Genomic DNA, 1,562 nt, shown 5'->3' with positions numbered 1-1,562 from the left:
ACCGCCGCCCGCACCCACCGGAGAAGCGCGCCCCCGGGACAGCTCCCTCGCAACCCCCGCCCCCCGTCGCGAGCAAGCCCTGCCCACCGGTCGCTCCGGAATCCGATGCCCCCTCAACACGGCTTGTCGATAACCGAGTTCACGGCACACCCCTCCACGCGCGGCCACGGGGGCCGGCCGCGTGTGCGGGCCCGCCGCGCGAGCGGCGGCGGCCGTACGCAGGGCGCGAGGACAGGCTGCCCCACCCGGCGACCGTTGACAGCGCACTGCCCCCGTGCCACTTTCGAAGCGCTTCGACGACCGTGGCGGTGCGGCAGTCAGCCCTACCGCCGCCCGGCCATCCACACCCTGGGACGGACATGGCGCTCTTCGACAACCCCGTGATACCCGGCTTCAGTCCGGACCCGAGCATCTGCCGGGTGGGCGACGACTACTACGTGGCGACGTCCAGCTTCGAGTACGTGCCGGGGGTGCCTCTGTGGCACAGCCGCGATCTGGTGAACTGGCGGCTGATCGGCCACGCGCTGGACCGGCCGGGCCAGTTGGAGCTGCCGGAGTCGGTCCCGGCCTCGTGCGGCGTGTACGCGCCCACCCTGCGGCACCACGACGGGCTGTTCTGGATGATCACGACCGTGGTCACGGACGCCGGCACCGTCCTGGTGACCGCGAAGGACCCCGCAGGCCCCTGGTCGGACCCGGTACCGGTCGGCGTGCCCGGCATCGACCCCGATCTCGCCTGGGACGAGGACGGCACCTGCTGGTGCGTGTACTCGGACGACGGCATCCACGGCGTGCGCCTCGACCCGGAAACGGGCCGGCCGCTGGGCGAGCCGGTGGCGTTGTGGTCCGGCAGCGGACTGCAGTACCCCGAGGGACCGCACCTGTACCGGATCGGCGACTGGTGGTACCTGCTGCTGTCGGAGGGCGGCACCGAGCGCGGGCACGCGATGTCGGTGGCCCGGGCCCGCAGCCTGCCGGGGCCGTTCGAAGCGCATCCGGACAACCCCGTGCTCTCCCACCGCAGCACCGGTCACCCCGTGCAGAACATCGGCCACGGTGACCTCGTGCAGGCGCAGGACGACACCTGGTGGATGGTGCTGCTGGGCACCCGCCCCCGCGGCGACACCCCGAAGTACCACGGCCTGGGCCGGGAGACGTTCCTGGCGCCGGTCCGCTGGGAGGACGGGTGGCCGCTGCCGGGGCCGGTGGACCTGCGGGCCGAGGCCCCGGCCCTGTCGCCGCACCCATGGCCGGAGGAGGCGGACCGGGACGACTTCGACTCCCCCGCGCTCGCCCCGCACTGGGTGTCGATGAGGCGGCACGACCCGGCCGCCGTCCGCCTGGACGAGCGACCCGGGCACCTGGTGCTGCACGCCCGTGCGGACAGCCTCGACTCGCCGGGCGCGCTCGTCGTGGGGCGGCGTCAGCAGGACCCCGACTGCACGGCCCGTACGCGGATCGAGGCGCACGCCGTGGATGCCGTCGTCCGAGTACACGCACCAGCAGGTGCCGTCCTCGTCCCAGGCGAGATCGGGGTCGATGCCGGGCACGCCGACCGGTAC

At 73.8% G+C, this 1,562-nt stretch carries 1 protein-coding gene; it reads left to right on the top strand.

What is annotated here, in order from left to right:
* Positions 1-359: 359 nt before the first annotated feature.
* Positions 360-1,562: glycoside hydrolase family 43 protein (locus EAO72_RS40675; protein WP_148022422.1), on the top strand; the 1,203-nt coding region annotated here is incomplete at its 3' end.

The organism is Streptomyces sp. OR43 (assembly GCF_008042275.1).
Lineage (GTDB): Bacteria > Actinomycetota > Actinomycetes > Streptomycetales > Streptomycetaceae > Streptomyces.
Note: the sequence above shows the minus strand (reverse complement) of the source record. Positions and strands in the feature narration are given on the sequence as shown.